General features: G+C 51.4%; 26 protein-coding genes and 1 pseudogene. 1 reads left to right on the plus strand and 26 read right to left on the minus strand.

Features of this window, described 5'->3' with window-relative positions; genetic code table 11:
- Positions 1–31: 31 nt before the first annotated feature.
- From atpB to NSQ22_RS17860, 23 genes are all read right to left on the minus strand, one after another.
- Entirely contained in the window at positions 32–742 is a 711-nt protein-coding gene (atpB, locus tag NSQ22_RS17750; protein WP_011888399.1) for a F0F1 ATP synthase subunit A, read from the minus strand.
- Between the two features lie 18 nt (positions 743–760).
- The gene (locus tag NSQ22_RS17755; RefSeq protein ID WP_008880699.1) at positions 761–1,129 is read right to left on the minus strand and encodes an ATP synthase subunit I; all 369 of its coding nucleotides are present in this window, start codon (positions 1,127–1,129) and stop codon (positions 761–763) included.
- A 6-nt stretch (positions 1,130–1,135) separates the two neighbouring features.
- On the minus strand, positions 1,136–1,354 hold the full coding sequence (locus NSQ22_RS17760; RefSeq protein ID WP_008880700.1) for an AtpZ/AtpI family protein: 219 nt from the start codon (positions 1,352–1,354) through the stop codon (positions 1,136–1,138).
- 372 nt (positions 1,355–1,726) lie between these two features.
- A complete protein-coding gene (upp, locus tag NSQ22_RS17765) occupies positions 1,727–2,356 on the minus strand; it encodes a uracil phosphoribosyltransferase (protein ID WP_029761121.1) in 630 nt (209 codons plus the stop codon).
- A gap of 187 nt (positions 2,357–2,543) precedes the next feature.
- Positions 2,544–3,782 carry a serine hydroxymethyltransferase gene (glyA, locus tag NSQ22_RS17770; protein WP_008880703.1) on the minus strand — a complete coding sequence of 413 codons (1,239 nt, stop codon included), beginning with the start codon at positions 3,780–3,782 and terminating at the stop codon, positions 2,544–2,546.
- A 93-nt stretch (positions 3,783–3,875) separates the two neighbouring features.
- On the minus strand, positions 3,876–4,454 hold the full coding sequence (locus NSQ22_RS17775) for a TIGR01440 family protein (protein ID WP_008880704.1): 579 nt from the start codon (positions 4,452–4,454) through the stop codon (positions 3,876–3,878).
- Positions 4,455–4,504: 50 nt separating this feature from the next.
- Positions 4,505–4,951 carry a ribose 5-phosphate isomerase B gene (gene rpiB / locus NSQ22_RS17780; protein ID WP_008880705.1) on the minus strand — a complete coding sequence of 149 codons (447 nt, stop codon included), beginning with the start codon at positions 4,949–4,951 and terminating at the stop codon, positions 4,505–4,507.
- 147 nt (positions 4,952–5,098) lie between these two features.
- Positions 5,099–6,388, minus strand: coding sequence for a methyl-accepting chemotaxis protein (locus NSQ22_RS17785; RefSeq protein WP_008880706.1), 1,290 nt, complete (start codon positions 6,386–6,388; stop codon positions 5,099–5,101).
- A 28-nt stretch (positions 6,389–6,416) separates the two neighbouring features.
- A complete protein-coding gene (locus NSQ22_RS17790; RefSeq protein WP_008880707.1) occupies positions 6,417–6,863 on the minus strand; it encodes a low molecular weight protein arginine phosphatase in 447 nt (148 codons plus the stop codon).
- 137 nt (positions 6,864–7,000) lie between these two features.
- Entirely contained in the window at positions 7,001–7,552 is a 552-nt protein-coding gene (locus tag NSQ22_RS17795; protein ID WP_008880708.1) for a manganese efflux pump MntP family protein, read from the minus strand.
- A gap of 230 nt (positions 7,553–7,782) precedes the next feature.
- Positions 7,783–8,820: an L-threonylcarbamoyladenylate synthase gene (locus NSQ22_RS17800; protein ID WP_011888406.1), complete on the minus strand. Its 1,038-nt coding sequence runs from the start codon at positions 8,818–8,820 to the stop codon at positions 7,783–7,785.
- A 137-nt stretch (positions 8,821–8,957) separates the two neighbouring features.
- Positions 8,958–9,869 carry a stage II sporulation protein R gene (spoIIR, locus tag NSQ22_RS17805; RefSeq protein ID WP_035499493.1) on the minus strand — a complete coding sequence of 304 codons (912 nt, stop codon included), beginning with the start codon at positions 9,867–9,869 and terminating at the stop codon, positions 8,958–8,960.
- Positions 9,870–9,932: 63 nt separating this feature from the next.
- Positions 9,933–10,799, minus strand: coding sequence for a peptide chain release factor N(5)-glutamine methyltransferase (gene prmC, locus NSQ22_RS17810; RefSeq protein WP_081157428.1), 867 nt, complete (start codon positions 10,797–10,799; stop codon positions 9,933–9,935).
- Positions 10,789–11,865, minus strand: coding sequence for a peptide chain release factor 1 (prfA, locus tag NSQ22_RS17815; RefSeq protein ID WP_008880712.1), 1,077 nt, complete (start codon positions 11,863–11,865; stop codon positions 10,789–10,791). Before prfA ends, prmC begins: the two co-directional genes overlap by 11 nt.
- A gap of 94 nt (positions 11,866–11,959) precedes the next feature.
- Entirely contained in the window at positions 11,960–12,400 is a 441-nt protein-coding gene (locus NSQ22_RS17820; RefSeq protein ID WP_008880713.1) for a hypothetical protein, read from the minus strand.
- Between the two features lie 344 nt (positions 12,401–12,744).
- Entirely contained in the window at positions 12,745–13,368 is a 624-nt protein-coding gene (locus NSQ22_RS17825) for a thymidine kinase (protein ID WP_060476309.1), read from the minus strand.
- Between the two features lie 164 nt (positions 13,369–13,532).
- A complete protein-coding gene (gene rpmE / locus NSQ22_RS17830; RefSeq protein WP_008880715.1) occupies positions 13,533–13,733 on the minus strand; it encodes a 50S ribosomal protein L31 in 201 nt (66 codons plus the stop codon).
- Between the two features lie 255 nt (positions 13,734–13,988).
- Positions 13,989–15,263, minus strand: coding sequence for a transcription termination factor Rho (rho, locus tag NSQ22_RS17835; RefSeq protein ID WP_008880716.1), 1,275 nt, complete (start codon positions 15,261–15,263; stop codon positions 13,989–13,991).
- 267 nt (positions 15,264–15,530) lie between these two features.
- Positions 15,531–16,493, minus strand: coding sequence for a class II fructose-bisphosphatase (gene glpX / locus NSQ22_RS17840; protein WP_011888409.1), 963 nt, complete (start codon positions 16,491–16,493; stop codon positions 15,531–15,533).
- A 32-nt stretch (positions 16,494–16,525) separates the two neighbouring features.
- Entirely contained in the window at positions 16,526–17,812 is a 1,287-nt protein-coding gene (locus NSQ22_RS17845) for a UDP-N-acetylglucosamine 1-carboxyvinyltransferase (protein ID WP_008880718.1), read from the minus strand.
- Positions 17,813–17,942: 130 nt separating this feature from the next.
- The gene (gene fsa / locus NSQ22_RS17850; RefSeq protein WP_008880719.1) at positions 17,943–18,584 is read right to left on the minus strand and encodes a fructose-6-phosphate aldolase; all 642 of its coding nucleotides are present in this window, start codon (positions 18,582–18,584) and stop codon (positions 17,943–17,945) included.
- 92 nt (positions 18,585–18,676) lie between these two features.
- Entirely contained in the window at positions 18,677–19,540 is an 864-nt protein-coding gene (locus NSQ22_RS17855) for a class II fructose-bisphosphate aldolase (RefSeq protein ID WP_008880720.1), read from the minus strand.
- Between the two features lie 164 nt (positions 19,541–19,704).
- Positions 19,705–20,067, minus strand: a complete 363-nt coding sequence (locus tag NSQ22_RS17860) for a response regulator (RefSeq protein ID WP_008880721.1) — start codon at positions 20,065–20,067, stop codon at positions 19,705–19,707.
- Between the two features lie 122 nt (positions 20,068–20,189).
- On the opposite strand from NSQ22_RS17860, the gene NSQ22_RS17865 reads away from it, so the two are divergent.
- Positions 20,190–20,711 carry a DUF2529 domain-containing protein gene (locus NSQ22_RS17865; protein WP_041264760.1) on the plus strand — a complete coding sequence of 174 codons (522 nt, stop codon included), beginning with the start codon at positions 20,190–20,192 and terminating at the stop codon, positions 20,709–20,711.
- Here the strand turns inward: NSQ22_RS17865 and NSQ22_RS17870 are convergent.
- The 3 genes and pseudogenes from NSQ22_RS17870 to rpoE form a co-directional block, all read right to left on the minus strand.
- Positions 20,663–22,251: pseudogene (locus tag NSQ22_RS17870) on the minus strand (IS1182 family transposase). The gene NSQ22_RS17865 and the pseudogene NSQ22_RS17870 sit on opposite strands and share 49 nt — an antisense overlap.
- Positions 22,252–22,356: 105 nt before the next feature.
- Positions 22,357–23,952, minus strand: coding sequence for a CTP synthase (locus tag NSQ22_RS17875; RefSeq protein ID WP_008880723.1), 1,596 nt, complete (start codon positions 23,950–23,952; stop codon positions 22,357–22,359).
- 165 nt (positions 23,953–24,117) lie between these two features.
- The gene (rpoE, locus tag NSQ22_RS17880; protein ID WP_011888412.1) at positions 24,118–24,675 is read right to left on the minus strand and encodes a DNA-directed RNA polymerase subunit delta; all 558 of its coding nucleotides are present in this window, start codon (positions 24,673–24,675) and stop codon (positions 24,118–24,120) included.
- Between the last annotated feature and the right edge of the window lie 32 nt (positions 24,676–24,707).

The following is a 24,707-nucleotide window of genomic DNA, read 5'->3' on the forward strand; positions in this document are numbered from 1 at the left end:
GATAGTAAACAAACATGTATTAAGATGAAGATTAATGATCATGGCTGACTTTATGCGCCATGTATACCATTGTTAGCATGGTGAAAATGAATGCTTGAATGGCCCCGACGAAAATACTGAATGCTTGCCATACCATTGTCGGAATGATTGCGGCAATCGTTCCTCCGACACCGGTGGCCAGCCCCCCGACAAGCAATGCAAGCAAAATTTCGCCGGCAAAAATGTTTCCGTAAAGACGGAGACCAAGTGTCAATGTATTGGCGAATTCTTCAATGATTTTGAGAGGAAACATAAACCACATTGGGCTTGTAAAACCTTTTAAATATTCAGAAGCACCGCGCAATTTAATGCCGTAATAGTGGGAAAGGGCTACAACCATCACAGCCAACGTCAACGTAATGGCCGGATCAGCTGTCGGTGATTTCCACCATAATTCATCATGGACAACCACGGAGAACGGAAGACCTAACATATTAGCGACAAAGACATACATAATGAGCGTCAAACCGAGTAAATGAAAACGCCCCCCTGTCTCCCAGTCCATGTTGCTTTTAATGATTCCTTTCACAAAATCGACAACCCATTCCATAAAGTTTTGCAACCCTGTCGGCCTCATCGAAAGATTGCGCGTTGCCGCAATAGCGATGGCCAATACAATGATACAAGTGATGGTCACCATCAATACATTGGCCAAGTTAAATGTGAGACCAAACAATTCATAAAGTGGCGCCTTATGATCCATCATCGTTCACCTCACTTTCTATGTAACTGATTGATCATTATGTAAAAAATGATTTACTACCAACAAAATGTATGGGGTGGACAGGCCGATGACAACCGGCACCATCGACAAATGTTGGGGGTAACGGGACACAAGCAGCGCGACTGCAATAGCCAATGCAAACCGAACCATTGTCCCTAGTGATGGCGGACGCCGCCCATCAGCGATCGCTTCTCCGACTTTGATTACACGCCGGGCTAACAGCCGTATGCTGTACAACCCTGCCGCCGTGCCGACGAGCAGACTAAAAAACCATGCTTCATACTTTGTCCATATCGACCCTAACGCGTAACAAGCCATCAATATAAACAGTTGTTTTTGCATTCGTTTCACGATCATGTCAAGCATGGCTTCTTATTCCTCAAAAAAGCGTCGGACTGTTTTTAGCGTGGCAAAAACTCCCGCTGCCAAACCGAGCAACAGGCCAATAACTAAAAAAAGCGGTTCACTGTCTAATTGTCGATCGGCCCATCTTCCGCCGAACAAACCGACTAACGTACAGCCGACAAGCTGTGATGTAATTGCCGACATTAACCCAATAGCCCGAAACGGGTGGCGGTCATTTTTTTTCATAGGCCATATACCTCTCTAACCGATAGGAAAGGGGGATTTCAGACAGTGAAAACCCTCACAATATGTCCCCTGTAAAGCATACAATACCACTAGGTTAATGTCAATGTGTTTCCACATAAAACCACATTCACACAGGGCAAATATTAATAATTTGTGACAATTTCTCATTTTCTTTTCACAAATATCACGTATAATGATATATTTTATTTTTATCTACTCTTTCTGCCTGACCTAGTTCTTGAAGCTCCCTGCATGGTAGGCGAAGCTGATAGTCGTCATAACCAAGAATGTTTCCATATGTAAAAAGGGTGTCCCGACCATTGCGGGCACCCTATTCTTCGTCGTATGCGTGGCGTCCTGTCTCATCGACTGTCATTTCGTTCCAAACAGTCGGTCACCAGCATCGCCAAGACCGGGGACGATATAGCCGTGGTCGTTCAGCCGCTCATCGAGGGCAGCGATGTAAATATCGACGTCCGGATGCGCCGTTTCAACCGCTTTGACCCCTTCCGGTGCCGCGATGAGGCACATGAACTTAATGCTTTTAGCCCCCCGCTTTTTCAATGCTTCGATCGCCGCCACCGCCGAGCCACCGGTCGCGAGCATCGGATCGACGATGATAAAATCACGTTCTTCGACATCGCTTGGCAATTTGACGTAATATTCTACTGGCTGGAGCGTTTCCGGATCGCGGTACAGGCCGACGTGGCCGACTTTTGCCGCCGGGATAAGCTTCAAGATGCCGTCAACCATGCCGATACCGGCGCGCAGAATCGGGATGACGCCAAGCTTTTTGCCGGCGATGACTTTCGCTTTCGCCCGGCTGACAGGAGTTTCGATCTCCACTTCCTCAAGCGGAAGGTCGCGCGTAATTTCAAACGCCATCAACGTCGCCACTTCTTCAACGAGTTCGCGAAACTCTTTTGTACCTGTATGCTTGTCGCGAATGTACGTCAGTTTATGCTGGATGAGCGGATGGTCAAATACATACACTTTTGCCATAGGTCATCTCCTCTTCCGTATGTATGCAGTACACTTCTATACATTCTACTGGAAAACGGGCGCCCGTTCAACCGTTGAAGCAAAGGAAAAGGCACACTGCCCAACCGATCATTGGCAGTGTGCCTTTATCATCGCGTGAGCGTAGGTAAGGGAGCGTTCGATTGTCCGGAACGCTCCCTTCGTTCCCTTAGTCTTGATAGAGCGGGAATTTTTCCGTTAAGGCAACGACGCGTTGGCGTGCTTCCTCGAGCGCCTGCTCGTTGTCGATGTTTTTCAGCACAAGACCGATAAGGGAAGCAATTTCATCCATTTCTTCCAAACCAAAACCGCGCGTCGTAACCGCGGCTGTACCGATGCGGATGCCGCTCGTGACAAACGGGCTTTCTGGATCATACGGAATTGTGTTTTTATTGACGGTAATGCCGACTTCATCCAACACTTTCTCCGCTGTTTTCCCTGTCAGCTGTTGCGGGCGCAAGTCAACAAGCAGCAAATGGTTGTCCGTGCCGCCGGAAACAAGAGTGAACCCTTCTTTTTGCAAGGCGGCTGCAAGGCGTTGAGCGTTGTCGATGATGCGCTTTGCGTATACTTTAAAGTCATCTTGCAGCGCCTCACCAAGTGCGACTGCTTTCGCGGCAATGACATGCATAAGCGGGCCGCCTTGAATGCCAGGGAAAATGGATTTGTCGATTTGTTTCGCAAACTGCTCTTGGCATAAAATCATTCCGCCGCGCGGGCCGCGCAATGTTTTATGCGTCGTCGTCGTGACAAAATGGGCATACGGCACTGGATTCGGATGAAGACCTGCCGCAACAAGACCGGCAATATGGGCCATATCAACCATTAAATAGGCGCCGACTTCATCAGCGATTTCCCGGAACTTGGCAAAATCGATGACGCGCGGATAGGCACTTGCGCCGGCGACAATCAGCTTCGGCCGATGAAGGCGCGCTTTCTCGCGCACATCATCATAGTCAATGACATGCGTTTCCGGATCGACGCCGTATTCGACAAAGTTGTACTGAACCCCGCTGAAGTTGACCGGGCTGCCGTGCGTCAAATGCCCGCCGTGCGACAAGTTCATGCCAAGCACAGTATCGCCGGGCTTGAGGACGGTGAAATAGACAGCCATGTTCGCCTGTGCTCCGGAATGCGGTTGGACGTTCGCATGCTCTGCTCCGAACAATTGCTTCGCCCGTTCACGCGCCAAATCTTCGACTACGTCAACGTATTCGCAACCACCGTAATAGCGGCGACCTGGGTAGCCTTCCGCATACTTGTTCGTCATCACCGACCCTTGCGCTTCCATCACGGCGCGGCTGACAAAGTTTTCTGAGGCGATTAGCTCAATTTTTGCATGCTGCCGTTTCCGCTCTTGTTCGATGGCGGCGAACACTTGCGGATCTTGTTGTGGCAAGTAGTTCATCAATAGCTCCCCCTTACGCAAAATTCAGTGAATATTCGTTTTTATTTTATCAGCTTTCATCGGACAAATCCAAAGAAAAAGTGAATAAACTAACTAGAAAGTACAGGAATCATTCGGATTTTCCAATGAATAGACGGCACGGGCACCACCGATCAGCTTCGGTCGTGTTTTCGCCAACGTCACACACGCCGATCCGACATGCTTCACCGGAACGCGTACAGGGACGGCAACCGGCTTCAAATGCATGCCGATGAGCGTATGGCCGATGTCAATCCCCGCGTCAGCACGAATCACCTCGACGACGACCGGATCCATAAGATGTCGATAGGCGTAGGCGGCCATTGCTCCCCCCGCTTTCGGCACCGGAACGACGGAAACGACCTCGAGCCCGTGAGCGCGTGCTGTCTCCCGCTCAACGACAAGCGCCCGGTTTAAATGTTCACAGCATTGGAACGCCAGCTCAATGCCAACTTCTCGCCGCCACGCCTCAAGCTCGGCAAAAAGCATGGCAGCAACGTCCATCGATCCGGCCGTGCCGATCCGCTCGCCAAGCACTTCGCTCGTACTGCAGCCGATGACAACGATGTGACCGCGACCAAGCTGCGCCTGTTCTTGAAACGCGTGCAAGATGGTTTGCCATTGCTGCCTCCATTCGGTCAATAGTGCGTCCATGGCCCTCCCCCTCATTAATACGCCGCGATTTTTATGAAACGATGCGTCTTTTACAAATGTTCGTTTTCGTAATCGGCAATTTTGCCGATCCGCCGCGCATGGCGGCCACCTTCGAATTCCGTCTCCAACCACGCTTTCGCGATTTCACGCGCCAAGCCAGGGCCGATCACGCGCTCGCCCATCGCGAGGATGTTGCTGTCGTTATGCATGCGTGTCAGTTTCGCGCTGTAAACATCATGACAAAGGGCGCAGCGCACCCCTTTTACTTTATTCGCTGCGATCGTCATGCCAATGCCGGTGCCACAAATTAAAATGCCGCGATCAAACTCGCCGCGCGCCACTTTTTCAGCGACCGGGAGCGCGTAATCCGGGTAATCGACCGACGTTTCACAGTCGCAGCCAAAGTCTGTATATTCGATGCCCATTTCATCAAGAAGTGCTTTAATTTCTTCACGAATGCGAATTCCACCGTGGTCGGAAGCAATTGCTACTTTCAAGTTCGTTCGTCTCCTTTCTGCTCGCCTCGCTCCCCGCTTTTTGGAGCGAGCGCTTCATCGATACAGTTACCTTATTATGCTAGATCGTGTGCGGTTCGTTTGTTTCCGCCAGTGAAGTCGACAGCGTTTCTGAATGCACCGGTCATTTTAGTCGGCGCGAAAACGGGCGACTGCCGCCTGTAGCTGTTCCGCCTGTTCGACAAGCTCGTTCGCCAGTTTGTGCACATTGCTGACTGCTTCTGTCTGTGCTTCGGTCGCCGCCGCGACTTCGAGCGCACCAGCGGATGTCTGCTCAGCGATCGCCGCCACTTCTTGCGTCTGTGCCGCCACCCGCTCCATGTGCCTCATTTGGCTTTTCGCCAGCTCAGCGATATCATGGACGGCGCGAATCACTTCACCCGCTGAAGATACCATAGCGGCAATGGCCTCATTCGTCTGCTTGCCTCTGACCGCCTCAGCGTTGGCGGTGGCGGCCTGCTTATCCATTTGCATGGCCACCCGGGCAACCTCGTTTTGAATATTGTTGACCAATTCCGCAATTTGTTTCACTGCCGTAGCGCTTTCATCAGCTAGTTTGCGCACTTCTTCGGCCACGACCGCAAAGCCCCGGCCATGTTCACCGGCGCGGGCGGCTTCAATCGAAGCATTGAGTGCTAGCAAGTTCGTTTGCTCAGCCATATCGGCAACAAGCAATGTAATGTTTCCGATTTGATGGGCATGTCTCTCAAGCTGTTTGACAGCGGCTCTTGACAGTTCTTGATCGTCGGCCAGCTGCCCGATGCCATTGATGAGCGAATGAGTGATATCTTGGCTTGTCTTGAGCGTTTCTGCCATCTCATGTACGGACTGTTCCGCACGTTCCGCCGTTTCTTGTACCCGTATGGCAATGGCGAGCACATCTTCAGCGGCCTCAGCCGCTTCTTGAATCGCTTCCGCTGAAGCGGTTGCCCCTTTCGAAATATCATCAATCGTCGCCGCAATATCGCGAGCGCGGTTTGCCGCTGTTTCAGATGCTTGGCTCATTTCCGATGTCTTCTCATTTGTACGTGCTGTATTTTCTTCAATGTTAGTGATCACGATGCGCAGATGATGAAGCATGTGGTTAAAAGCGACAGCAAGCGAACGAATTTCATCATTGGATGAAGGAAGCGGAACGTCTTCTTCAATGTGCCCGCTAGCCGCCTTAGTGGCCGCTTCCTCGAGATGTTGCAGCGGCTTCGTAATCCAGCCAGCGGCGACATAGGCGAGCACTCCTGACCAAAAAATGCCGAGCAGCAACACAACAATCGTGAAGACGCTTTTGTTGAATGATGCAAACCACCAATCATACAACACGTACAAGTACAAGGCGCTCGTCGAATATGTAATAATTGCTAGCACTGTTGTAAAGACGACAAGCTTCAGACGCAAGCCAAACGAACGGCGTTTTCCCCCCATTGTTTTCCCCCTCATTAACCACGTGATATTATTGTTTCTCTTGCAATTTTTCCGCCAGGCGGTCAATAAGCGCCGCTAACTCATCGCGAGCTGCCCGGTACACCTCAACCGAGCCACCGAACGGGTCGGCGATGTCACCGTCTGTTCCTGAAGCGAACTGTTTTAACGTAAATGTTTTATCTTTCGCCTCCGGAAAACGTCCGACGATCATCTCTTTATGTCCGGACGTCATCGCCAGCACGTGCGTTGCCCAGTCAATATGTTCTTTTTTTAACAGCGAAGAACGGTGGGACGCGTCAATCCCCTTTTCTTTCAATACCGTTTTCGCATGGGTGGACGCTTCGCTTCCTTCCGCAGCGAATACACCGGCCGATTTCACCTCGACACCGGGCAGCTGCTTGCTCTCAAGAAGCGCGGCAGCCATCGGGCTCCGGCACGTATTGCCGGTGCAGACGAACAAAATGCGGTACGGCATGACAACCACCTCTTCAACAATGGCTTACCATAACAATGGCTTATCAACAATATACCATAGGGAAAAGAACAAAAAAAAGCGGGCAGTCCACTTTTTCCCACTGAAATGAAAAGGTTGGCACCACCTGCCATGATTCTTTACGAAAAAAGCAGCTTCAGCCCGAACACAAGCAAAATGCTGCCGCCAAGCGCCTCACTGTACGAACCGAGCCATTGCCGAAAATGTCGGCCCACCAGCAGCCCGATCCAAGTCAAGACCGTGCTGAACAAACCGAACAGGAGGATCGTCGCCATCGTCCGTGCCCCGAAAATGCCAAGGCTTAGCCCGACCGAAAAGCTGTCGAGGCTGACGCTGAATGCAAAAAAAAGCAGCCCCGCCCCGTGCGGCAAGAATGAAGTCCCTTCCTCCTGCTGAAAGGATGTAACGATCATTTGCCCGCCAAGCCATAATAGCAACACCCCGCCCGCATATGTAGCGATGCTACCGAACTCGCGCGACAAAAAGCGGCCGACTGCCATACCGACAAGCGGCATGAAAATATGAAATAAGCCGATCGTAAGCCCAATATAAAAAATTTGCCGAAGCCGAAGACGCAACAATCCCATTCCTAAGGCAACCGAAAATGCGTCCATGCCTAGCGCAAGCGCCATCAGCGACAGCGCGATCATTTCGCCGATTAACGCGCCCATTCCCTTCCCTCCCGGACTAGCCTTACTGCTAACATATGCACGTCCAGCATCGTTTAGAAGCAAACGAGTGATAGAGGAGAAGCGAGGCGATTTCATATGCAAGAGTGAAAAAAGAGGGTGTCTCCAAACCAATGAGACACCCTCGCTTATCTTTCACATCGAACGGACTCGTCACTCTATACAGTTAGCTCCTTCACTTTTTTGGGGGGCTGCGTTCCGCTTTTGTTTCGCTATTCGCTAATGACGCGCCCACCGGCCGCTTTACGCAACCGATTCATGATCGCAGCGCCGATCCCCTCCTCCGGAAACGCCTCGCTGTAAATGAGGTTAACGCCTGTCTCATCAAACTGACGCAGCACATCGTACAGGCGTTGGGCCACCGTTTCCAAATCGCGACGCGCTCCACATGCCAACACGACATCGGCGACATAACGGTTTTTGTTTTCTTCAGTCGTCAGCACGCCGACAGTTTTTCCTTCCGCCCGGCTTTCATCAACAAGCCGCTGCAAAAACGACGGTGGGCCAGCGGCGATCCAAAGCGGTGCTTTCGGCGCATAATGCGTATATTTCATTCCTGGCGCTTTCGGCGCTGTCTGTTCATCTCCGGCAGCCTCTTCAACGCGGCCGATCACTTCACTGAGCGCCTCTTTCGTCACCCCGCCCGGGCGCAAAATCGTCGGCACCTCTCCGCTGCAATCGAGCACAGTCGATTCAACGCCGACACCCGTTGGCCCGCCATCAATCACTCCGGCAATGCGCCCATTCAAATCAGCGAGCACGTGGGCGGCCGTCGTCGGGCTTGGCCTTCCTGACCGGTTGGCGCTCGGGGCGGCAAGCGCTAAGCCGCTCGCTTCGATCAAGGCAAGCGCCAGTGGATGATCCGGCATGCGCACCGCCACGGTCGAAAGACCAGCTGTCACCCGTTCAGACACCGCTCCGTCCCGTTTCGGCAACACTAAGGTGAGCGGGCCCGGCCAAAACCGTTCCATTAACGTTTTCGCGACCGGCGGGATCGATGCAGCGATCGATTCAACTTGCGCGAGGCTGGCGACGTGGACGATGAGCGGATTGTCGCTCGGCCGTCCTTTGGCGGCAAAAATTTTTTCCACCGCTGTCGTATTAGCCGCATCTGCTCCCAATCCGTACACCGTTTCCGTTGGAAATGCGATCACTTCTCCGGTCCGCAACCATTCGGCAGCCTCTTGTATTTGTGGATAAATTTGCTGTTTATCAACAATATTATCCACAACCCAAACATGCGTTTTCAATCGTTTCACCTTCTCTATCGCCTTGGAGATGGCGGATTTGCTCAGAAGTACCGAACTAGCTCTCGTCGGTTACCCACATTTATACACAAATTGTGAATAAATCTGTTGTTTTTGTGGATAACATTGTGGATATGAGCCTATGGAATAAGGTGGGCAAGCAACTCTTTGAAGAAGAATTTCACTTCGATCCGCTGCTCCGACTCAGCCATGACGACGGGGGAAGCATTTCCGCTATCCATTTGTTTCTCTTCACTCGCGTCTTCGCCGATGTCAATCGCAGCAAGGCTCGTGTCATCCACAGCTCGATTTCCATCACTCACGCTCGTGCTCACACTATCCTCATTGATTTCCTCAGCCACTGTGTGACGTTCAGTCTCCTCACCTATGGCTATCGCGATGCTCTCATCTTCTTGTCCGTCCGGCTGTGCCGCTTCTTTTTTACTCCGCTTTTCTTTCATAGACGCATTGGTCTCGGTTGGTGCAGGTTTGTCTGCCTCGTTCTCGTTTGCCGGCATCTCTTTCTCTCTCATCATCACAGCGTCACCGTTGGAAAAATCGAGAAAACAAAGCGGCGGAAACAAGACACACCACCAGTTTGCCCCTTTTCCTGCCCCGAGCGTAATAAGAACCGCATCGTACGTGCCGGCTGGATAAACGTAATTACCGTACACTTTCGTCGGAAAGCGAACCGAACCGAACTCCACCTTGTACGACTGATTGCTTTGCTCATCACGGAGCACACGAGCGACCGTCTGCTCGATGTCCGGCAAGTGGGAGCGAATGACACGCTTCGCTTCTTCGAACGACGTCAGTTCGGCCACCCATTCGTTAATTTGCGCGTTCACCGCATCGCGCACTTTTCGCTTCAATTCTTGGTCAGCAACGTTATCGCTGTTCGCCAAAATGCGCAGGCGAATCGCCTCGTTAGGAACCATGACCGTCGCGTTTGCCCCCGCATCCGTCTGCTGACCGTATAGATGAACGAGGACGCCTGTTATTAATAGAATGATATATAAACATACAGCGATGGAATTTCCCCTGATCACCATTATCGGCACCGTCCTTTCAACATTCATTGTGGACGGCGCCGCCTCATTTTAAACCTATGAATCTCATTTTTTTCTTGTCATATAGACCATTCGGTCTTTGCCATTCAAGTCAAAAGCCACTTCGATCTCAGCCTCAGGAAACGCCGCCGCTAAGAGTGAGGCGACCGCTTCTCCTTGTCCGGCGCCGACTTCAAACGCGGCAAGCGCTGGGGTACCGAGCACAAGCGGCAAGTCGCGAGCGAAGCGGCGGTAAAAGTCAAGCCCGTCACGGCCGCCAAAAAGCGCCGTGTGCGGCTCATAGTCTTTCACGACCGGAGAGAGTGTAGCGGCATCGGTTTCAGGAATGTACGGCGGATTTGAAACGACAACATCGACTGTCTGCCCTTGCTCAATGAGCGGCTGCAATAAGTCACCGCGCAAAAACGAAATGCGAGCCCCAAGCCGCGCGGCATTTTCCCGGGCGACTGTGAGCGCTTCTTCGGAAATATCAGTAGCGGTCACTGAAAGCGTGCGATTCTCAAGCGCCAACGTCACGGCAATCGCCCCGCTGCCAGTGCCTACATCGACGACATCAATCCGCTCCCGTCCCTCAAACAGACGAGGAAGACGCTCTAAGACACCAAGCACAAGCTCTTCTGTCTCCGGTCGCGGGATTAACACATGGCGGTTTACAAGGAACGGTCGGCCGTAAAACCATTCATGGCCGATCAAATATTGAATCGGCACATGGTCTACGGCATGGCGGCGCACATCGGCCGCGAACCGTTCATACACCGTTTCCTCAACTGGCTCACGCCAACGGGCGAACAACCCGGCTCTGTCAGTGCCCAAATGGTGACACAATAGCCACTCGGCCGCCCGCTCTTCCTTTCCATGAGCATGCAAAAAAGAAGAAGCCCAGGTGAGGACCTCATGTACGTTACGACGCATCGTTCGCTTGCTCCAGTTTTTTCGACTGGTCGTCTAAAATGAGCGCCTCGATAATTTCATCGAGCTGCCCGTCTAACACGAGGTCAAGCTTTTGAATCGTCAACCCGATACGGTGGTCAGTGACGCGGTTTTGCGGGAAGTTGTACGTGCGGATGCGCTCTGAGCGATCGCCGGTGCCGACTGCTTGCTTACGCGTTTGGTCATACTCGGCGCGCGCTTCTTGCTGGTATTTGTCATAAATGCGGGCGCGCAACACTTTCATCGCTTTTTCTTTGTTTTTAATTTGCGATTTTTCGTCCTGGCAAGTAACGACAATGCCGGTCGGAATATGGGTGAGGCGTACGGCTGACATCGTCGTGTTCACGCTTTGTCCCCCTGGCCCGCTCGAGGCGTACGTATCGACACGAATGTCTTTTTCATGAATTTCGACTTCGACTTCTTCCATTTCCGGCAAGCAGGCGACCGTTGCCGTCGATGTATGGATGCGTCCGCCTGATTCCGTTTCCGGGACGCGTTGGACGCGATGAGCGCCGTTTTCAAACTTCAGCTTCGAATACGCCCCTTTCCCATTGACCATAAAGATGATTTCTTTATAGCCGCCAAGGCCTGTTGGGCTTGCTTCGATCACTTCCGTTTTCCACCCTTGCGACTCCGCATAGCGCGTATACATCCGGTACAAGTCGCCGGCAAACAGCGCGGCTTCCTCGCCACCGGCGGCGGCACGAATTTCCATAATGACGTTTTTCTCATCATTCGGATCTTTCGGCAAAAGCAACACTTTCAACTTCTCAACGAGCGCTTCTTCCCGTTCTTCGAGCTCATCAATTTCCTCTTTCACCATCTCGCGCAGCTCTGGCTCAAGTTTTTCTTCCAGCATGGCCTTCGCTTCCGCGAGCTGACTGCGAACGGACTTGTATTCACGGTACGTTTGTACCGTTTCAGTCAAATCAGCCTGCTCTTTCGAATAATCACGCAACTTTTTCGGGTCGTTGATAACGGCTGGATCCATCAAAAGCTCGTTTAATTTTTCATATCGTTGTTCAACAGCTTCTAATCGATCAAACACAGCATTCACCTCTGTTTTTCAGCACAGTCTAATTTTAAATTATATCATGAAACAAAACCAAACAAAAACCCCCGCTTTTCGTAAGCGGGAGCGTTTAATTCAAGCGTACGATGATTTCGTACGTCGGAATCGCTTTTGTCAGCAGTTCATCGATGCGGCTCGCCTCACGCTGCCGCTCTTTGGCAGACAACGTGTCAGGCACGTTGACTGTCACATACATATTGTCGCCGTGAAACCAAATGGAGTTGACGCGGTAATCGGTATACCGCTCAATGAGTTGCACCGCTTTACGCGTATTAACGCGCTGGTTTTCACTTCCTTCGGCCAAACTAATGAAGTTCGGGTTTTGCCGCGTTTTTTCCGGGTCGTCAAAGTTGTTGTACAAGTCGCGATCCGCATCCGTTTTCGGCCGGCCATCCGTCATGAGCTGCGTACCATTTTTGTCTTCGCTTTGCTGACGGTAAGACGATTGATCTGGATTTAACGAGCAGGCAGAAAGCAACAAGGCAAATCCTAACAACCAAATGCGTTTCATTGTTTTCGCCTCCCTGCTGTTAGGATGCCCGTGACAAGTCATAATATTTATCCTCTCCGAACGAGAGAACCCCACGTTCAAATGAAGCGAACGTGGGGTAAGACCAATCCATCGTTTACGAGCAGCTGTGTCATTTGTTCATATATCCAGCAGAGTGGCGATGGAAACAGCCGGAGTGCGCCGTGTCATCGCTACTGATTGACGCATTCGGTGAACAAAGAGCTTGAGATGTTTGGCATATCGTCATCTTTTTCCGTTACTTATCAGCACTTTTGGACAGCCATGAAGGCTTCGAGCACATGCTGGTGCAGCGCGTAATTTCCTATATTTCCAACCGAATCCCTTCACTCACTGGCGCGTTCAGCAAACGGGTGATCATGCTGCTTTTTTGGTTTGCCCGGCACCTCGTGGTGATGGCGGCAACGCGGTTCGTACGCTTCACTCGCGCCGACAAGAATGATCGGATCGTCGTAAGAGGCGGGCGCACCGTTAATGAGCCGTTGCGTCCGACTAGCCGGGGAGCCGCAAACGGTACAGACCGCTTGCAGTTTCGTCACCGATTCGGCGATGGCCATGAGCGCCGGTACCGGCCCGAACGGTTCGCCGCGGAAGTCTTGATCCAACCCGGCGGCGATGACGCGATAGCCACGATCCGCGAGCGTTTGCACGACATCAATAATGTCATCAGAAAAAAACTGCACTTCATCAATGGCAACAACATCGGTGGTAGCGGAAATATAACGAAACAGTTCTGCCGGCGTTGCGACCGGGATGGCGATCACTGAATTCCCGTTGTGCGACACGACCGCATCTTCACTGTAGCGGTTGTCAATCGTCGGTTTGAACACTTTCACTTCCTGTTTGGCAAACTGGGCGCGGCGGATGCGGCGGATCAGTTCTTCCGATTTGCCGGAAAACATGCTGCCGCAAATGACTTCCAGCCAACCGGACTGCGTCATCACATACATCGGGGGCCTCTCCTTTCGCTCAACACTGTCGTCGAAAAACGGGCCAACCCTGCCGGCTGGGACTGAAGCGGCCAGCAGGATAGCCCCTATGAGCGGCAGTTCGTCCATCTGCCCTCACGAAAAAGCAGGCAAGCGGTGCGCGCTTGCCTGCTTTCGTTCTCTTTTTACTTAAGGCCGTATTTTTTATTGAATTTATCGACGCGGCCCGCTGCCGAAACGAATTTTTGTTTGCCCGTAAAGAACGGATGGCATTCCGAGCAAATCTCGACGCGCAGCTCGTCTTTGACCGAACCGCTTTCGAACTCGTTTCCGCATGCGCAGCGGACGATCACTTTTTTGTACGCTGGATGGATCCCTTGTTTCATCGTTTTCATCTCCTTCCGCCCTGTATCTCATCGAAACAGAGTTATTCGTTCGTGCGGGCTCGATGCCCAAGGCACTTCCGCCTCTATGGCGAAGCACCATGCATGGAACGACCGAGGCCTCATGAGAACAGCCCGGCCGGTACAGACGGTTCATCGTGTGAACACATAAGCGTTATCTAAAACACACATGTTAAGATTATAACAGCTTTTCCGCTGATTTGCAACGGGCGATTTACGGCAAGTTCCACCAGCCGTTTAGATACGGATCGGACCGCCGCTTCTCCATTCTTGGTCGAGCAAAGCGAAAAATTCTTCATTCGACTTCGTGCGGCGCAGCTTGTTTAAAAACCGTTCGATAAAGTCCGGGGAATCAGCCATAGTTTTCCGGATCGCCCACAGTTTGTCCAAATGTTCTTTCGGAATGAGGAGCTCCTCTTTACGCGTGCCAGAACGACGAATGTCGATCGCTGGGAAGATGCGGCGCTCAGCAAGCGACCGGTCGAGATGGAGTTCCATATTGCCAGTGCCTTTAAATTCTTCGTAAATGACATCGTCCATACGCGAGCCGGTATCCACTAAGGCGGTCGCCAAAATCGTTAAGCTGCCGCCTTCTTCGATGTTGCGGGCCGCGCCAAAAAACCGTTTCGGACGATGAAACGCAGCTGGGTCGATCCCGCCGGAGAGCGTGCGGCCGCTCGGTGGAATGACTAAGTTGTACGCCCGGGCCAAACGGGTGATGCTGTCCATTAAAATGACGACATCGCGCTTATGCTCGACCAAACGCATCGCCCGCTCCAAGACGAGTTCGGCCACTTTAATATGGTTTTCCGGCACTTCGTCAAACGTCGAGCTGACAACGTCCCCTTGCACAGACCGCTCGATATCGGTCACTTCTTCTGGCCGTTCGTCAATCAGGAGGACGATCAGCTCGACATCTGGATGGTTAGCAGTAATGCTGTTGGCGATTTCTTTGAGTAGCATTGTTTTCCCTGCTTTTGGCGGAGCGACGATCAGCCCGCGCTGGCCAAAGCCGACTGGAGCGATGAGGTCGATGATGCGGGTCGACAGCTTGTCCGGCGTTGTCTCCAGCTTCATTTGCCGATTCGGATATAAAGGGGTTAACGCCGGAAAATGGACGCGCTCTTTAGCGATTTCTGGGTCTTCCCCGTTGACCGCTTCCACGTGGAGCAAGCCGAAATAACGCTCATTTTCTTTTGGCTTCCGCACTTTGCCGGATACTTTATCCCCGTTGCGCAAATCAAAACGGCGAATTTGGGAAGCGGAAATGTAAATGTCTTCCGAACTCGGGGAATAGTTGATCGGACGCAAAAAGCCAAATCCTTCCGACGGAATGATTTCGAGGACGCCTTCCATGAAAAAGAGGCCGTCTTGTTCGGCACGCGCTTTCAAAATAGCAAAAATAAGCTCTTTTTTTGTCAATTTGCTGTAATACGAAATTTTATATTGTCTAGCGAGCTCATACAGCTCTTTTAACTTCATGTTTTCTAAAGCTGCTAACGTTAATTCCATCTTGACACCACACTTTGCAAAGTTTCCTATTCTCCCATCGTTCTCGTTTGGACATATTTGTCATCAATTCGACAGGCGAAGGGATCATTCGTTTAGAAGATGATGAAGGCTGAAATAAGGAAGTAGAATGGCAGAGCTTATTTTTGCACAGGTAACATGACTATTTTACCCTTTTTGCTTATTTTTAATCAATCTTTTTTTGCTTTTCCGGACAGGGAGCGGCACCAGAGGGGGGGCGGTGCCGCCACCAGACCGGATAGGAGGATGTTACTTAATGACTAAGTTCGGTTTTTTCTTCAAGCTATGCCGTCCCTCGATGAAACGAACGGTGCCGGATTTGGCGCGCATGACGACCGAGTGGGTAAGACCGTACGCTCCTTTGAGCTGCACGCCGCGCAGCAGCTCGCCATCCGTAACACCGGTGGCGGCGAAAATGGCGTCGTCTCCTTTCACTAAGTCATCCATGCGTAACACTTTGTTCACGTCAATTCCCATTTGTTTGCACCGTTCGAGTTCGGCGTCATTTTGCGGCAGTAATTTCCCTTGCAGTTCGCCGCCAAGGCATTTTAAGGCGACCGCTGCGAGCACCCCTTCCGGCGCACCGCCTGAGCCGAACAAAATGTCAACGCCGGTATGGTCAAACGCTGTATTAATAGCGGCAGCCACATCGCCGTCATTAATGAGTTTTATGCGCGCACCAGCTTCTCGCAGCTCTTGGATGAGCCGTTCATGGCGCGGACGGTTTAAGACGATGGCGACCACATCTTCAATATCTTTGTTTTTCGCTTTCGCTACCGCTTTTAAATTGTCGATGATCGGCGCTTCAATATCAATCATGCCGACTGCTTCCGGACCAACCGCAATTTTTTCCATGTACATATCCGGAGCATGGAGCAAATGGCCGTGGTCGGCGACAGCGACGACAGCTAGGGCGTTCCAGCCCCCCGAAGCGACGATGTTCGTTCCCTCAAGCGGATCGACGGCGACATCGACGCGCGGGCCGTAGCCGTTGCCGAGCTTTTCTCCAATATACAGCATCGGCGCTTCATCCATTTCTCCTTCGCCGATGACGACCGTTCCTTTCATCGGCACCGTGTCAAACACATCGCGCATCGCCGATGTCGCTGCATCATCAGCTTCATTCTTTTTTCCGCGTCCCATCCAGCGAGCCGCCGCAAGCGCGGCCGCTTCAGTGACGCGCACGAGTTCCATTGACAAGCTTCGTTCCATTGCTGTTCTCCCCTTCCCCTTTGCACTTGACGTTACGCATTTTTTACTTGTTCAATTTCTTCATCGGTCATTTTTTCACGCCAAATGGTGGCGCCGATCTTAGACAGCTTTTCCACTAACCCACTGTAGCCACGATCGATATGCTCAACGCCAGTGATTTCGGTCACTCCTTCTGCCATGAGCCCGGCGATAACGAGCGCCGCCCCAGCGCGCAAGTCGCTCGCTTTTACTTTTGCGCCTTGCAAATTGACCGGACCAGTGATAATGGCCGAGCGACCTTCGACTTTCACGTTCGCGTTCATGCGCCGCAATTCATCGATATGTTTGAAGCGTGCGCTGTAAATCGTATCCGTGACGACACTCGTGCCGTCTGCTTTCGTCAACAAGGCGGTTAACGGCTGCTGCAAATCGGTCGGGAACCCCGGGTAGACGAGCGTTTTGACGTCAACCGCTTTCAAAACATCGGAGCCGCAGATCCAAATTTGATCCGCACCCGTCTCGACGTGCACGCCCATCTCGCGCAATTTCGCCGTCAGTGATTCGACGTGCTGCGGAATAACGTTGTCAATGACAACTTCGTTGCCGGTCGCTGCGGCGGCAATCATATACGTACCGGCTTCAATCCGATCTGGGATGATGGCATGGCGGCAGCCCGATAATTTTTCGACGCCGTCGATACGGATGACATCGGTGCCCGCGCCTTTAATTTTTGCGCCCATATTCGAAAGCAATGTTGCCACATCAATGATTTCCGGCTCTTTCGCGGCGTTTTCGATAATCGTCCGCCCTTTGGCGCGCACCGCCGCCAGCATAATGTTGATCGTCGCACCGACGCTGACGACGTCCAAAAAAATGCGGGCCCCGCGGAGCTCCTCAGCGCGCAAGTAAATGGCGCCCTGCTCGTTCGTTACCGTTGCACCGAGCGCCTCAAATCCTTTAATGTGCTGGTCGATCGGGCGCGGTCCGAGATGACAGCCGCCCGGCAGGCCGACGACCGCTTTTTTGAACCGGCCAAGCATCGCTCCCATCAAATAGTACGAAGCGCGCAGTTTTTTTACTTTTCCGTTTGGAAGCGGCATAGAAACCATGTTCGTCGGATCGATGATCGCCTTTTTGCCGTCAAACCAAAACGAACCGCCGATCTCTTCGATCAAGCTTCCCAAAATGCGCACGTCGGAAATGTCCGGCAACCCTTCGATCGTCACCGGCGAATCGGCTAAAATCGCCGCAGGAATCAAGGCGACAGCGCTGTTTTTCGCGCCGCTCACTTTAATCGTCCCCTGCAGCCGATCCCCGCCGATAATTTTTATTTTATCCATCGTCGTCTCCCTTCTTTGCTCGGAAGTTGGCTTCACCCCTAGGGACGAGAAAGTGGTCAGGCGGGCTGAATTCCCCAGCCCGAACGCGGCAAGGTCAGCCCGCTTAACCTAGAAGGCAAAGGCCTTATTCTCATTGTTGCCGATTCCAGTCAGCGAGAAACTTCTCAATTCCTTGGTCAGTGAGTGGGTGGTTAAATAATTGCATCAGCACTTTGTACGGTACGGTGGCAATATGCGCCCCACGCAAAGCTGCTTCTGTCACATGGTGTGGGTGGCGGATCGAAGCCGCAATGATTTCTGTTTCAATGCCATGAATGTTGAAAATGTCAGCGATTGTGGAAATGAGCTCTAAGCCGTTATGGCCGATATCATCGAGGCGGCCGAGGAACGGAGAGACGTATGTCGCGCCGGCGCGCGCAGCCAACAGCGCCTGGTTGGCGGTAAACACAAGCGTGACGTTCGTTTTGATGCCTTTTTCGCTGAACGCTTTTACCGCTTTTAACCCTTCCGGCGTCATCGGGACTTTAATCGTGATGTTCGGAGCAATTTTCGCCAGCTCTTCTCCTTCTTCAATCATGCCTGGCGCATCAGTTGAAATAACCTCGGCGCTTACCGAACCGGAAACGATCGACGTAATTTCGCGCAACCGATCGTGGAACGAGACGTTTTCTTTCGCCACTAAGCTTGGGTTAGTCGTTACACCGGCTAAAATACCGAGTTCGTGAGCGTGTTTAATCTCCTCTAAATTTGCCGTATCAATAAAAAATTTCATAAGTGACCCTCCTTGCCATGATTTGGGCGCAAGCAGGCAAGCCCGGGCGGCGGCTGAAAGCCGCCTGCTGAGCCGATCTTGCCGTTTTCGCGTTATTGTGCCGCTTTTCCGGACGAACCGAACTCGCGCATTTTGCCGATGACCGTCGCTTTGATCGCATCGCGGCCTGGGCCGATAATTTTGCGCGGGTCATAAACGTTTGCATCTTTCGCAAGCAACTCGCGAACGACTTTCGTAAAGGCGATTTGGTTTTCCGTATTGACGTTGATTTTCGATGTGCCAAGGGAAATCGCGCGCTGGATTTGCTCAGTTGGGATGCCGGTGCCGCCGTGAAGCACAAGCGGAATGCCGGTTAAGTCGCGGATTTGTTCCATTTCCGCAAATCCGAGTTTTGGCTCCCCTTTGTAAGGGCCATGCACCGAACCGAGCGCCGGAGCAAGGCAGTCGATGCCTGTCCGCTTGACAAGCTCTTCACATTCTTTCGGATCAGCGTAAATGACACCTTCACCGATGACATCGTCCTCTTGCCCGCCGACGATGCCAAGCTCGGCCTCAACAGAAACGCCGCGCGCATGGGCGTATTCAACGACTTGCGAGGTGATGCGGACGTTCTCTTCAAACGGGTGGTGGGAGGCGTCAATCATGACCGAGGTGAATCCGGCGTCGATTGCCGCTTTACATTTTTCAAAGCTCGAACCATGGTCAAGGTGAATGGCAACTGGAACCGTAATGTTCATGTCTTCCATTAAGCCTTTCACCATGTTGACGACCGTTTTAAAGCCACCCATATAGCGAGCTGCCCCTTCGGAAACGCCGAGAATAACCGGCGATTTTTCCTCTTCAGCCGCCGCTAAAATGGCTTGCGTCCACTCTAAGTTGTTAATGTTAAATTGGCCGACCGCGTATTTGCCGCGCAGCGCCTCGTTGAGCATCTCTTTCATCGATACTAACGGCATGGTTACATCCTCCTTAGCTGATCGTCGTCTTTGTCGCCATGGCGGAACGTAGGCCCACAGGCGCAAAATACATCTACGTTATAAGCATACCAACTTGTCAGCAAAACAGCAACATTTCCAGTCTTTATTCTGCTAAAGTTGTACCAGCAGCTAAAAACGCACTTCTACACAGAAATATGTTTTTTAACGGCAGCGCGCAAATCATCGATATCAAACGGCTTGGCAAAATGCATCAGCGCGCCGAGCTCTTTTGTTTCCTGAATCATATCAAGCTCTCCATACGCCGTCATGATGATCACTTTAATATCTGGGTCAATGTCTTTCAGCCGCTTTAAAATTTCAATACCGTCCATGCCGGGAATTTTCATATCGAGAAGCACAAGATCGGGATGGTGTTTGCGAACAATTTCAAGCGCCTGCATACCGTTGGCCGCCTGGTATGTCACATATCCTTCGCGTTGAAACACTTCGTTTAACAAAATGCGGATGCCATATTGGTCGTCGACTATCAAAATTTTGTTCCCCACGGTTATGCACCTCTATTCCTTTTTTCTCCCTATTAATGTTTCGCATTTTCCGAACGTATTTCCTGCTTGCTTTTCTTGCCATTTGTGCGTTTTGTATAATAACGTCGAAAGGAGGCCGAACGATGAAAATTTTGACGACACAAACGATCGGACTGTTGCAAAAAATCACCGCCGATGAAGAACTGGCGCTGGAGGACGGAGCGCGCTTGCTCGCCCAAGCAGCCATTGGCGACGGGCGCATTTGGCTATATGGGACAGGCGAGCTGGATGCGGTCGTCACTGCTGCCCTTCTCGGCCCGGATTCACTGCCAAAAGCAGCGCGCCTCGAACCGGAGGCGGCAGATGATTGGAACGAAACAGACCGGGCGCTTGTGTTCGCCCGTTTTTCCAACGATGAAGAGGCGATCCGCCTCGTTGAACAGCTGCAAGCACGCGGCGTTGATACGGTCGCTGTCGCAACGCTTGTCAAAGACGAACCTGGATTAGCGGATATCGCTGCTATCCATATTGACAGCAAACTCTCGCGTCCGCTCGTACCGACAGAAGATGGCCGCCGCATCGCCATGCCAACGGTGGTTACCGCTTCGTTCATCTACTACGGACTGCTTGTGCTACTTGATGAAATTTTGGAGGAGTATAAGTAACCACCGCTATGAAAACAGGTGCGTCCATCGAATGAAACCATCAAAAAACGGTGTCCGACAAACGGACACCGTTTCAGACTGTTGACAAAATGGGTTTCAGACGAATGTCTGAAACCCATTTTGTTCCATAAATAGACTATGTTTTCAAAAAAAGTGGGTAGGATGGGAAGCCATGCAAAGGAAAAGAAAGGGCGGTGCTTCGCCTTCCATAGGTAATTCGCCAGTTTTTTTAAATTCATGGCAGCACAAACAAGCATCGCCTGCGCCTCATTTTTTTCCAATCCCCGGTAATGCGTCCAGCGCAGACCATGCTTCTCTTTCATATCGGCGAAATCCCGTTCAATCGTCTCTTTTCGGAGGGCATAGAGTTCCCGGTATTCCGGAACATACCGCAAATGCTCTGCTTCTTCATAGTAGTCCTGCCATACGTGGCGAGTGACTACTTTGGTGTAGCTCTTGCTTTGCGTGCACTGATGAAGATACGGACAGCTTCGGCACACCGCCGGGTCCGATTTGTATTCCCGGTACCCTTCCCGATTCGTAGTAGAGTAAGATAGAACTTGATCATTGGGGCATAGATAACAATCAAAATATTCGTCATACACAAAATCTGATTTCCGAAAGAATCCATCTTTTGTTTTCGGGCGAGTGTACGGCCAAATCGGCTTTACCCCTTGTTCGAGTAAATACTTGGCAATGGCAGGAGTTTTATATCCTGCGTCTACACACACGGCTTCCGGACATGATTGGATTTCCCGTTTCACTCGTTCGAACAGCACAAAAAACGCTTGACTGTCATGGACGTTGGCTGCCGTCACGTAGGTCTGTAGAATCCATCCGTTGCGATCACAAGCTGTATGATACGAATAGGCAAACACTCGCTCCCGTTCATTTTTCACCAACAGTCCGCTCTCCGGATCCGTTTTGCTTACTTTTACTTCCCGTTTTTTTTTTTCTCAGATGGCAACGGCGATTTTCCATGAGCGATCCGATCCCGTTCGATTTCTTTTTCGAGTTCCTGTTGGTAGGCTTTGGCTTCGACTTCTGCCATTTCCGTTGTAAACTTCTTTTTATTGGCGCTTGCTTTGACATGAGTGGAGTCTACGTACAAGACACTCGAATCTACCAATCCGTGTTCAAAGGCTTCTTTTAAAATCCGTGAAAAAATTTGATGGAATACATCCGTTCCAGCGAAACGACGCGCATAGTTTTTACTTGGCGTCGAGTGATGAGGAACGGGATCATGAAGACTAAGTCCTAAAAACCAACGGTAGGCGACGTTGGTTCGGATTTGTTCGACGGTTTCACGCATGGAGCGAATCCCAAATACATACTGAATCAAATACATTTTAAACAACATCACTGGATCAATGCTCGGACGTCCATGATCAGGAGAGTAGAGATCTTTCACCACATCATAGATAAAAGAAAAATCAATGGCCGCATCCAGCTTTCTTACCAAGTGATCCTCTGGAACCAGATCATCCAGTTTCACCGTGGTTTCGGTATAGCGCCCATCTTCTTGGTGTGGCCGAAGCATCGTTCCTTTCCTCCATTTCTCCCTCGTCTTACCTTCATAATAAAACAGCTTGTCGACTTTGTCGACAAGCTGAACGGTGTCCGACAAACGGACACCGTTTTTTCGTCACTGTTTTAGCGACGCTTTGACAAACTCGCGGAACAGCGGCTGCGGCCGCGTCGGACGCGAAGTGAACTCCGGATGGAACTGAGCAGCGACAAACCATGGATGGTCTTTCAGCTCAATGACTTCAACAAGCCGTCCGTCCGGGCTTGTGCCAGAGAAGACGAAGCCATGCTCTTCCATTAAGTTTCTGTATTGGTTGTTAAATTCGTACCGATGACGATGGCGTTCATAAATGACTTCATCGCCGTACGCAGCATGGGCAAGCGTCCCTTCTTGCAGCTTGCACGGGTACAAGCCGAGACGGAGCGTACCGCCTAAATCTTCGACATCTTTTTGTTCCGGAAGCAAGTCGATGATTGGATGCGGCGTATTCGGGTCAAATTCAGCCGAATGGGCGCCGGTGAGGCCGACGACATGACGAGCAAATTCGATCGAAGCGAGCTGCATCCCTAAGCAAATGCCTAAGAACGGCACACGCTGTTCACGGGCATAGCGAATCGCTTCAATTTTCCCTTCAACACCGCGGTCGCCGAACCCGCCCGGAACGAGAATGCCATCAGCATCTTTTAACAGCTCGGCCACATTGTCGCGCGTCACATGTTCCGCATTGACCCATTGGATGTCAATGTCCGTATCAAACGCATAGCCGGCATGACGGAGCGCTTCAACGACCGAGATGTAAGCGTCCGGCAGTTCGACGTATTTGCCGACGAGGGCGATTTTCGTCGTTTTCGATAAGTTGCGCACTTTCTCCACGAGCGCTTTCCATTCCGTCATATCCGCTTCGCGGCAGTTGAGGCGCAAATGTTCGCAGACGATTTGGTCAAGCTTTTGTTCTTGCAGCATGAGCGGAACAGCATATAGCGTATCCGCGTCGTACGATTCAATGACCGCTTTCGGGTCGATATCGCAAAATAGTGCAATTTTGTCTTTCATTTCTTGTGGCATCGGCATTTCCGTGCGCACGACAATGATGTTCGGTTGAATGCCGAGGCTGCGCAGTTCTTTCACGCTATGCTGCGTCGGCTTCGTTTTCATTTCTCCAGCCGCTTTAATGTACGGCACGAGCGTACAATGAATGTACATGACATTTTCGCGGCCAACATCGCTCTTGATTTGACGAATGGCCTCCAAAAACGGAAGCGACTCGATGTCACCGACTGTACCGCCAATCTCCGTAATCACGACATCGGCGTTCGTTTCCTTCCCGGCGCGGAAGACGCGCTCTTTGATTTCATTCGTAATGTGCGGGATGACTTGCACCGTACCACCTAAGTAGTCGCCGCGCCGCTCTTTACGGATAACGGCGGAATAAATTTTTCCGGTGGTGACGTTGCTGTATTTGTTCAAATTAATATCGATAAACCGCTCATAATGCCCTAAGTCTAAATCCGTTTCCGCGCCGTCATCGGTGACAAACACTTCACCGTGCTGGTACGGGCTCATGGTTCCTGGGTCAACGTTAATGTACGGGTCAAACTTTTGGATCGTCACGTTCAATCCACGGTTTTTCAATAGTCGCCCGAGCGACGCAGCCGTAATTCCTTTTCCTAGCGAAGAAACGACACCGCCCGTCACAAAAATGTACTTTGTCATCTTGTCTTCCCCCTTGCCGAAATTACAGTAACAGTTTCAGTGTTTGCGAAAGGCGCAAATAAAAAACGCTCCACTTACGATATGTAAGGGAGCGATTATTCCATTCGTCCGTTTTTTAAGAGCCCAACACACATTGTACCGAGTTCCCTCGGCAAAGTCAAGCGGTTATTCGTCTTCCTCTGTCTCCTCGAGATCGAGATCTTCGTCAAGCGGCTCTTCGTCCAGTTCAAACTCTTCGTCATCGAGCACGTCGTCTTCAAAATCGACATCTTCGTCAAGGTCGAACTCCTCATCTTCAAGCAGCTCTTCGTCGTCGACCTCAAGCTCTTCGTCATCGTATTCATCGAGATCGTCATAATCAAGATCTTCTTCGTCAAGCAACTCTTCGTAATCGTCGTATTCGTCATCAAGCACTTTTTTCTTCTTCTTCGGCTTGACAATCGTCACCGTTTCGTCTTCGGTCTGGTCAAACGGATACCATGCGCGCAGCCCCCAGACGTTTTCCCCGACGCAAATAAACCGTCCGTCGATGTTTAAATCAGTGTAATACTGGGCAAGCCGCGCGGCGATGTCGTCCTCCGTTGCGCCGGTCAATGCCGCTGCTTCACGGACGATTTGGTCAAACGGCAGCGCCTCCCGCTTATTAAGCAAAATGAGGTTCGCCAACTCGACGAACGACATCTCCTGCAATTCCTCTGGCGAGTATTGCTGCTGCAGGCTCAAATTCAGCACTCCCCTTCTATATAATGAAACAA

Source organism: Geobacillus sp. FSL K6-3411, assembly GCF_037965715.1.
GTDB classification, from domain to species: Bacteria; Bacillota; Bacilli; order Bacillales; family Anoxybacillaceae; genus Geobacillus; species Geobacillus thermodenitrificans.

Excerpts from the sequence above, each read along its gene's own strand:
- NSQ22_RS17755 (WP_008880699.1), bottom strand. The coding sequence starts at position 1,129 with ATGCTTGACATGATCGTGAAACGAATGCAAAAACAACTGTTTATATTG.
- NSQ22_RS17785 (WP_008880706.1), bottom strand. The coding sequence starts at position 6,388 with ATGGGGGGAAAACGCCGTTCGTTTGGCTTGCGTCTGAAGCTTGTCGTC.
- spoIIR (WP_035499493.1), bottom strand. The coding sequence starts at position 9,869 with ATGGTGATCAGGGGAAATTCCATCGCTGTATGTTTATATATCATTCTA.
- upp (WP_029761121.1), bottom strand. The coding sequence starts at position 2,356 with ATGGCAAAAGTGTATGTATTTGACCATCCGCTCATCCAGCATAAACTG.
- NSQ22_RS17760 (WP_008880700.1), bottom strand. The coding sequence starts at position 1,354 with ATGAAAAAAAATGACCGCCACCCGTTTCGGGCTATTGGGTTAATGTCG.
- NSQ22_RS17845 (WP_008880718.1), bottom strand. The coding sequence starts at position 17,812 with ATGGATAAAATAAAAATTATCGGCGGGGATCGGCTGCAGGGGACGATT.
- NSQ22_RS17875 (WP_008880723.1), bottom strand. The coding sequence starts at position 23,952 with ATGACAAAGTACATTTTTGTGACGGGCGGTGTCGTTTCTTCGCTAGGA.
- NSQ22_RS17855 (WP_008880720.1), bottom strand. The coding sequence starts at position 19,540 with ATGCCGTTAGTATCGATGAAAGAGATGCTCAACGAGGCGCTGCGCGGC.
- NSQ22_RS17820 (WP_008880713.1), bottom strand. The coding sequence starts at position 12,400 with ATGAAACGCATTTGGTTGTTAGGATTTGCCTTGTTGCTTTCTGCCTGC.
- rpmE (WP_008880715.1), bottom strand. The coding sequence starts at position 13,733 with ATGAAACAAGGGATCCATCCAGCGTACAAAAAAGTGATCGTCCGCTGC.
- NSQ22_RS17775 (WP_008880704.1), bottom strand. The coding sequence starts at position 4,454 with ATGGACGCACTATTGACCGAATGGAGGCAGCAATGGCAAACCATCTTG.
- fsa (WP_008880719.1), bottom strand. The coding sequence starts at position 18,584 with ATGAAATTTTTTATTGATACGGCAAATTTAGAGGAGATTAAACACGCT.
- rho (WP_008880716.1), bottom strand. The coding sequence starts at position 15,263 with ATGGAATTAACGTTAGCAGCTTTAGAAAACATGAAGTTAAAAGAGCTG.
- NSQ22_RS17795 (WP_008880708.1), bottom strand. The coding sequence starts at position 7,552 with ATGGGCGCGTTAATCGGCGAAATGATCGCGCTGTCGCTGATGGCGCTT.
- NSQ22_RS17825 (WP_060476309.1), bottom strand. The coding sequence starts at position 13,368 with ATGTATGTGATGACGCAGTCCGGTTGGCTGGAAGTCATTTGCGGCAGC.
- glyA (WP_008880703.1), bottom strand. The coding sequence starts at position 3,782 with ATGAACTACTTGCCACAACAAGATCCGCAAGTGTTCGCCGCCATCGAA.
- atpB (WP_011888399.1), bottom strand. The coding sequence starts at position 742 with ATGGATCATAAGGCGCCACTTTATGAATTGTTTGGTCTCACATTTAAC.
- glpX (WP_011888409.1), bottom strand. The coding sequence starts at position 16,493 with ATGGAACGAAGCTTGTCAATGGAACTCGTGCGCGTCACTGAAGCGGCC.
- NSQ22_RS17790 (WP_008880707.1), bottom strand. The coding sequence starts at position 6,863 with ATGCCGTACCGCATTTTGTTCGTCTGCACCGGCAATACGTGCCGGAGC.
- prmC (WP_081157428.1), bottom strand. The coding sequence starts at position 10,799 with ATGCGTCGTAACGTACATGAGGTCCTCACCTGGGCTTCTTCTTTTTTG.
- NSQ22_RS17865 (WP_041264760.1), top strand. The coding sequence starts at position 20,190 with ATGAAAATTTTGACGACACAAACGATCGGACTGTTGCAAAAAATCACC.